The following is a 7,538-nucleotide window of genomic DNA, read 5'->3' as shown; positions in this document are numbered from 1 at the left end:
AGAACCAGCAGAACCAGCAGAATCAGAACCAGCAGAACCAGCAGAACCAGCAGAATCAGAACCAGCAGAACCAGCAGAACCAGCAGAAGCAGAATCAGCAGAAGCAGGAGAATCAGCGGAACCAACAGAAGAATCAGAATCAGCGCTGATTTTTCTGAAGGCCGTCGGGGAGCGGGCATTGCCCCCCGACGGCCTTCGCATTTTGCGCGGTAAGAAGTTCATTTTTCCGAAAGAGCTGCTACCCAAATCTCCTTCGAAGAAACTTGCCCTTGCAGTTTTCTGAGTAACGTGGTATCGTGATAAATAACATATCATATCGCGTCGCGTGCGCGGGAGGAATCTATGAAACCGTCTAAGCAGACTGCACTGGGCTATGCGCTGGCCCTGTTCACCGTGATTGTGTGGGGCGCTACCTTTATCGCCAGCAAGCATCTCCTCGGTTTTTACACCCCGGCCCGCATCATGTTGATGCGGTTTATTCTCGCCTACATCGCCCTGTGGATTATCCGTCCCCGTCCCCTGCTGCTATCCCTGAAAACAGAGCTCCGCTTTGCCGCCCTTGGTATTGCGGGCTGCTCCATATATTTTCTTTCGGAAAACACCGCTCTACTCCACACTTCGGCGGCCAACGTCAGTATCATTGTCTCCGCCGCCCCGATTCTCACGGCTCTGATCGCCCACTTCACCACCGACGAAAAGTTGCACCGAAACACACTTTTTGGCTTCTTCACAGCCTTTTCCGGCGTCGTGCTTGTGGTGTTCAACGGGGCATTTGTCCTGCGGGTCAGCCCCAAGGGCGACATACTTGCCCTGCTGTCCGCCTGCTGCTGGGCAGCTTACTCCGTTATGCTGCGCAAAATGCCGGCAGAGCTGGACCCCATTATGATTACCCGTCGTACGATGCTCTGGGGCATGATTACTGCTGTTCCCATGGCGATTCCCGGCGGGGCGTTTTCTCTTGCTCCGCTGGTCGCGCCGCTGCCTATGTTCGACATACTGTTTCTGGGGCTGATTGGCAGCGCCCTGTGCTACGTCCTGTGGGGCAAGGCCTTTGCGCTGTTGGGCGTAGTTGCCACCAACAACTGCCTGTATCTCATTCCCTTCGTCACCATTGTCACGGCGGGGCTGACGCTGAAAGAGCCCATCTCTCCGGTGGCGCTGGCAGGAGCGGCGCTGATTACCGCCGGCGTGATTCTGGCCCAGCGACGCAAAGCTCCCGTTCCATCTCAGGCAGAACAGGAACTTCCGTTGCAGCCCACCGAGGAGGCGCTTGTTGCCGACGTCTCGGAGGACGCCTAACCAATTTAACATACCAGCCGTAATAATGACGAGGAGGCCGTTTCACGGCCTCCTCCTTTTGCTGTTTCCTGATTTTGCACCGCGTCACAGTTCCTTAAATTCAAGGATTTCCTTCGTCCGCTCGAACTCCTCATACCGCAGCCCACGGGCTGTAAGCTCCATCTCCCCCACCTGATTGTCGTAAGGGTCCGCCCTCCAGTGATCCTGACGTACATCAAAGGGGGCCTGAAACGCCGTGTTGGCGGTCATACGATAAATGTCCAGATTGCCGAAGTAAAACCGACGGCGGGCCTCGTTCCCCTCCCGCACAGCGCCCGCTCCAAAAGAGGGGTCAGCATATAGCCAGCCATAGCCATAAATGTAAAACTGCACCCAGTCGTGGGCACCACAAAAGTCAGGCTCCGCCTTCCATCCGCTTTCCCACCGGGCCGGAACGCCCGCACAGCGGCAAAGCGTGATAAACAGCAGCGCCATTACGCCGCAGTCTCCCACAAGGCTTCTGGCGCAGTTCTCCGCAATATTTTCGAGCCCGAAATAGGCCCGTACATAGGTGTATTTCACATTCAGTGTCACAAAGTCATACAACCTGCGGGCTTTTTCCAATGGCTCTTCCACACCTGCTGTCAGTTCCGCTGTCAAGGCACGAAGATAAGGGGTAAACAGAAGATGGGGTGGTTCTTCCGCCAAGAACTCCTCAGGAGGGCGGGCAAGCTCTCCTCCGTTTTTTTCTGGACAGGTTAAATCCGTATACCGCGCGGTGCGTACATAGGAAAATTCCACCTCAAAGGGATGATTCTCCTCCATGCGCTCTTCCCAGAATACCACCCGCTGGGGCGCGTCCTCCGGCGAGATATGGGCAGGCTCGGGAGTAATCCGCTCGATACGGATATCACTCTGCGCGTCGCACCCACAGGGCAGCGGCAAATATGCTCGAACCCGTTCCCCCTTTTGGAACGTTTTTTCCTTCAGCCGCAAGGACGCACGGCATCGAATGCGGGCCGATGCCTCGCCTTTTTCTGCCATCCGGCGCGCCACGCGGTCCAGCCGAGACTCACCGCCCTCCCGGGCGGCGTTTGAGCCGTCCGCCCCCCGTTGGGAAGCCCCCGCTCGTGCGGCATAGGCCGCGTCAGTTTTGCACAGAGCGTCAAAAAAACGGTCAAAGTAATGGGGCACGCCCTGAATGTAAATCCAGTCAATCCGGCCCGCCTGCGTCAGCGCGTCAAACTCCTCCGCAGTAAAATCCGGCGCAGCGGATTGAGCCAGAGCGATGGCTTGCTCCCGGGTTAGGGGATAATCCGCAGGAAGACGGGCCATCATCTCCCGCTGGGCAAGCAGGCAACGCTTCAGCGGCTCCGGCGTGTTGGATGCGTTTAAATACCGCATGGCCACGCGGTCCGCCTCTGCAAAATCCCCAAAATATTTCAGGCGCAAAACATCCTCCGGCAAGCCGAGTGAAGATATCTGAAATTTTCGTTGATGCCCATACTTTCTCCTTTTTTGGCGCTGGGACTCCCCGAGGACGGGGAGTCCCAGCGCCTGTCTATTTGCTTTTTATGCCATGAGCTTTAGAAGCGCACCCATTGCAAGACCCGCGAAGTTTCCAACGGCCGCGCCCAGCACGCCCATCAAAACGCCGATGCCAGCGTAGGACTCATGATAAGCCACCGCAATAATCGGCGAGGAGGCGCTTCCTCCGATATTGGCCACCGACGCTGTGGATACCATACACAAATCCCAGTGAAAAATCTTGGACCACGTGAATGATAAGGATAAACACGCCGAAAATCACCCACATGGGCGCAGCCAGCAGGTCGTTGAGCGGTGCCTGCGTTGCCAGCAGAGACACTACCGCATACAGCAGGATATTTGAAAGCTCCTCTACCGCAGGCAGCTTGCCGATGGGAGTCATGGCGCACGCAAGGCCCAGCACGGTGACGAACACGGTGGTGCAGGTACCCTTGTCGAACATGCTCAGGCCCACGGACTTGAAACCTGTATTCATCAGCAGCCCGATTTTCTGGGACATAGCGGAGACAAACAGCGCAAGGCCGATCAGCCAAATCCAATCGGCGGACTTTGCCTGCTTCTTCTCCTTGGCAACCTCTTCGTTGGCCGCTTCGGCCACGGCGGAGAGCTTGGAGGTATCCGCTCTTACGGAATCGTCCCACTTCTTGGAATATCTCACCATGAAAAGGAGCAGGGCAATCCACACGGAATAACACACCGTATCCAGTGCCAGCGCGCAGCTGTATGCGCCGGGGTCCACCGGCAGTGCGTCCTGCATGGCGGCCATGTTGGCTGAGCCGCCCACCCAGGAAGCGTACAGCGCGGCGGTGGCGGCCCAGGTGTCCGCTCCCAGCATCCCCTTGAAGAGCGGATAGCCGATGATAACCCCTACGGCAATGGTCACGGAGCAGCCCAAGAAAATGGCCACCATCCGTCCGCCCAGTTTTGCAAGCTTGCGGAAGTCGCAGCGTAGCAGCATCACGAAGATCATGGCGTAAAGCAGGTTGTTTTTCAGTCCGCTGTATGCCGCCGAGCACTCCTCCGAGGCGTACAGGCCCATCGTGCAAAACGCCATGTTCAGCACGTAAATCCACACCAGCGGGGGAACATAGCCGAAAATTTTCCACTTGGCGTACTTTTCCAGTGCCAGCAGTCCGCCGGCCAAGAACATTAAAAACGCAATGTACGTAAAGCCGTTGGTAATCGTAAACATGTTGTCCTCTCCCTTATTAATTTATGTTTCCGGTTTTGCGGTTCCCATACCGCCCGGATGCGCGACTCGGCGCACGCAGCGCCTCCAGTTTCCCGCCTCCTTTCTTTTATCGTCTGCGGAATCGCCTTGCCCCGCCGGATTTTCTCAGTCCAGATACGTGATACCCTGGATACCCGTCACGCCGAGACCCGGCGCGTTGGAGACGGTGATGTCCTTTTCATTAAATACCGCGCCCCCCTCCACAGGGGCCTCGCTGCACAGGACGGGGCCATCCAGATCCACCTTGGTGATAATTTTCTTTCCGCAGGCCAGATGCACCGCCGCGTTGACGCTGACCTTGGCCTCCAGCATACAGCCGATCATGCACTCCACGCCATAAACCTCGGCGGCGGAGGCGATTTTCAGCGCGTTCCATAGTCCTCCGCACTTCATCAGCTTGATATTTACCAAATCCGCCGCACCCATCTGCATGATTTTCACGGCGTCCTCGGGGGAAAACACGCTCTCGTCCGCCAACACAGGGACATAGCTCCGTTCCGTGACGTATCTCAGGCCCTCGAAGTCGTGGGCTTTGACCGGCTGCTCCACAAACTCAATATCCAGCCCCTTTTCCTGCATTTGGTTCAGCAGCGTGACCGCCTGCTTGGGCGACCATGCTTGATTCGCGTCGATGCGGATGCACACATCGCTTCCAGCCGCCTGCCGCACGGCGGCCAACCGAGCCACGTCCAGTGTCGGATTTGCACCAACCTTCACCTTCAGGCAGTCATAACCCCTCTCAATGGCGTTTCGCGCATCCCGGGCCATCTCCTCCGGGTCGTTGACACTGATGGTAATGTCGGTGACGATGTTCTTCCGTGCACCGCCCATCAACTTGTAGACCGGAATTTTGTAAAGCTGGCCGTACAAATCCCACAGGGCCATGTCCATGGCGGCTTTGGCGCTGGTGTTTTTCAGGATGCAGCCGTTCAGTGCGGTCATTAAATCCTCAAACTCGTCCACGTCCCGGCCCACTACGGTTTTGATAATATGGTCCTTTAATGCGCCGATGATGGCTCCGGTGGTGTCGCCGGTAATCACGCCCGTGGGGGGCGCCTCGCCATAGCCCACCGCACCGGTATCCGTGTGGACTTCCACAATAACGTCCTCCACGCTGTTCACCTGCCGCAGCGCCGTTTTAAACGGAACCCGCAAAGGAACGGAGATATGTCCCAGCCGGACCTCTGTAATTTTCATATTCATCCTCCTCCTGTTTTATTTCGCAAGTTCATACATCGCCCGCGCGATGATCTGCGCGTTTTGCATCAGCCGGTCTACTTCAATGAATTCATCCGGTTTGTGCTCCCGCACCTCATCCCCCGGAAAAACGGGGCCGAAGGCCACCACGTTGGGCATGGCCTTGGCATAGGTTCCACCGCCGATGCTTTTAGGTCGGTCGCTCAGGCCCGTCTCCTCTTCATATACTCGCATCAGGGTAGTCACCAGCTCACTCTCCGGCGGGACGTACAGGCTGTCTTTGTGGGTCTGTTCCTCGATCTCAAAACCTGCCGCTTCCAGTTCGGTCTGAAATTTCGGGCCGCAGTCTCCAAGAGACTTGGTTACAGGGTAGCGATAGTTCACCCGGCAGGTCAGGCCATGTTCGTCTCCGGTCATTACCCCCAGATTGAACGTCAGCGCGCCGGACATCTCATCCTCCAACGTAAGTCCCAGCGATTTCCCATCGGTTTCCATACCAATCTTTTCGGCCAGAAATTGCACTGCCTGGGCAAGCTCTCCCTCCAGCGGCAGCGTATTGAGCGCCTTCAGCAACCGTCCGATGGCGTTTTCCCCCTGCTCCGGGGTGCTGCCATGGGCGCTCTCACCCCGTGCTTCCAGCCGGACGCCGCCGGGAATAGATACCCATTCCACTTTTTCTGGCAGTGAAGCAATCATTTGTCCTGTCAGCTCCTCGGCGCATTCCAGTTCTGCAAAGGCGGAGGAGGGAACCACGTTGGGCGCGTCGCCGCCGGCAATTTTCCGAAGCCGCACCGGGCCGGACTGGCGAAGACTGCGCCGGAACGTCACATTCACAATGCCCTTTTCTCCATTGATGACCGGGTATTCTCCGTCCGGTGTGAAGCCCATCACAGGCTTTTCTCCCCCGTGGGCCAGATAGTATTTCATGTCGGCGGAACCGGTTTCCTCATTGGTCCCCAGCAAAAGCCTTACCCTCCTACGCAGGGGCAACCCCGATTCTTTCAGCGCACCCAGCGCATAGAGGGCCGCCACGGCGGGACCTTTATCATCCATAGACCCCCGTCCGAAAACCTTTCCGTCCCGGATCTCGCCGGAAAACGGGTCACCGTTCCAGCCTTCTCCGGCGGGGACCACATCCAGATGGCCCAAAACGGCCACCATTTCTTCCCCTTCGCCCAACTCGCACCAGCCCACCTGATGGTCCATGCCGCCCACCCGAAGCCCCAGATTTTTTCCGGTTTCCAGCATAAACTCCAGACACCTTTGAATGTTTGCGCCGTAGGGATAGCCGCTTGTATCCTCCTCCCGCACGCTGGGGATGCGGATGCTCTCTCCCAGCGTGTTCAACAGCGGCGCTCTCTGGCGCTCCACAAGCTCCTTCAATTCCATTTTGCGCTCCTTTCGGTTTCTTTCGCCCACGCTCAATACGTATGCGGACGGCCTGATTCTAAGCTGAAAAACGCAAAAACCCAGCAAGGACCAGAGAAACTCTCTGATCTTCACTGGGTTTCCCCTTGCTGATTGATATATTGGTAGATATATCACACAAGGGAAAGCAGTTTATGAACTTATTCGCCCGCCGGGCTTATCCGCCGGCGGATTCGCTCTTTTCGATCGCCGAACGATACCGCTTTTCCGCGTCCTTCATGGCGGCGAGCACCGCCTTGGCAGAAGAGCCGTGGTATCGGCGGGTCACCTCGTTTTCCAGTTGGTCATATTCCCGCAGCAGGGACCGTCCCACAAAAACGCGCCGCAGGAATGTCTCCGTCAGCTCCAAAGAGTGGGTGCAGCTAAAATCTACAATTTTCCCGCTTTCAGCTTCCATCTCAAAAGCCATGTAAAAAGAGCCGAACATTTTTGTGATGGCATTGTCACTGTTCGTCCGTGATTCACCGATAATATACAGCGTCTCCAAGTCTTCCATTTATCACATCATCCCGCCAAAGAACTTTGTAGTAATTATATCATTTCAAAGACCCCTGTCAATGTTTTACGGACACTTTGTACAAAACTATCTGTTTTTCACAAAATCCGATGGCTTATTTTCGCAATATAGGCAGGCATGTTATGAAAATTCTCCAATACTATTTATGCCTTCGCAAAGACTTTTTATATCTTTTTCTGATAGTCGAAAAATTGGTCGAACCATCCTCGGAGAATTTGACGCGTGTCTCCATAAAGAATACGGTAATGCACCTCTTCAACTTCCGTTTAGTTTGTCCCGTCTTGGCGCAGTAGGCAGAGGGAGCCATTGCTTGCAAAAATAACGGCGGGAACCGATCAT

The 7,538-nt window shown here is 56.0% G+C and carries 5 protein-coding genes and 1 pseudogene; 1 reads left to right on the top strand and 5 read right to left on the bottom strand.

The features are described 5' to 3' along the window. The first annotated feature begins 342 nt into the window (after positions 1-342). Entirely contained in the window at positions 343-1,299 is a 957-nt protein-coding gene (locus RT018_RS12265; protein ID WP_312942395.1) for a DMT family transporter, read from the top strand. 84 nt (positions 1,300-1,383) lie between these two features. On the opposite strand, the gene RT018_RS12260 is transcribed toward RT018_RS12265, so the two are convergent. The 5 genes and pseudogenes from RT018_RS12260 to RT018_RS12240 form a co-directional block, all read right to left on the bottom strand. Further along, positions 1,384-2,730, bottom strand: coding sequence for a transglutaminase domain-containing protein (locus RT018_RS12260; protein ID WP_312942392.1), 1,347 nt, complete (start codon positions 2,728-2,730; stop codon positions 1,384-1,386). 120 nt (positions 2,731-2,850) lie between these two features. After that, positions 2,851-3,976, bottom strand: a pseudogene (locus tag RT018_RS12255) (DUF819 family protein). 186 nt (positions 3,977-4,162) lie between these two features. Continuing rightward, positions 4,163-5,254, bottom strand: a complete 1,092-nt coding sequence (locus RT018_RS12250; protein ID WP_312942389.1) for a dipeptide epimerase — start codon at positions 5,252-5,254, stop codon at positions 4,163-4,165. A gap of 18 nt (positions 5,255-5,272) precedes the next feature. Continuing rightward, the gene (gene pepV / locus RT018_RS12245; protein WP_312942386.1) at positions 5,273-6,643 is read right to left on the bottom strand and encodes a dipeptidase PepV; all 1,371 of its coding nucleotides are present in this window, start codon (positions 6,641-6,643) and stop codon (positions 5,273-5,275) included. 196 nt (positions 6,644-6,839) lie between these two features. Next, positions 6,840-7,178, bottom strand: coding sequence for a DUF3870 domain-containing protein (locus RT018_RS12240; protein WP_312942383.1), 339 nt, complete (start codon positions 7,176-7,178; stop codon positions 6,840-6,842). Positions 7,179-7,538 lie beyond the last annotated feature (360 nt).

This window comes from Oscillibacter sp. (genome assembly GCF_032060045.1).
GTDB lineage: Bacteria > Bacillota > Clostridia > Oscillospirales > Oscillospiraceae > Oscillibacter.
The sequence above is the reverse complement of the archived record's forward strand: the minus strand, read 5'-3'. Positions and strand labels throughout refer to the sequence as shown.

Bases quoted from the DNA above. Each gene is read 5' to 3' on its own strand.
- RT018_RS12265 (WP_312942395.1), top strand. From the start codon at position 343: ATGAAACCGTCTAAGCAGACTGCACTGGGCTATGCGCTGGCCCTGTTC.
- RT018_RS12250 (WP_312942389.1), bottom strand. From the start codon at position 5,254: ATGAAAATTACAGAGGTCCGGCTGGGACATATCTCCGTTCCTTTGCGG.
- pepV (WP_312942386.1), bottom strand. From the start codon at position 6,643: ATGGAATTGAAGGAGCTTGTGGAGCGCCAGAGAGCGCCGCTGTTGAAC.
- RT018_RS12240 (WP_312942383.1), bottom strand. From the start codon at position 7,178: ATGGAAGACTTGGAGACGCTGTATATTATCGGTGAATCACGGACGAAC.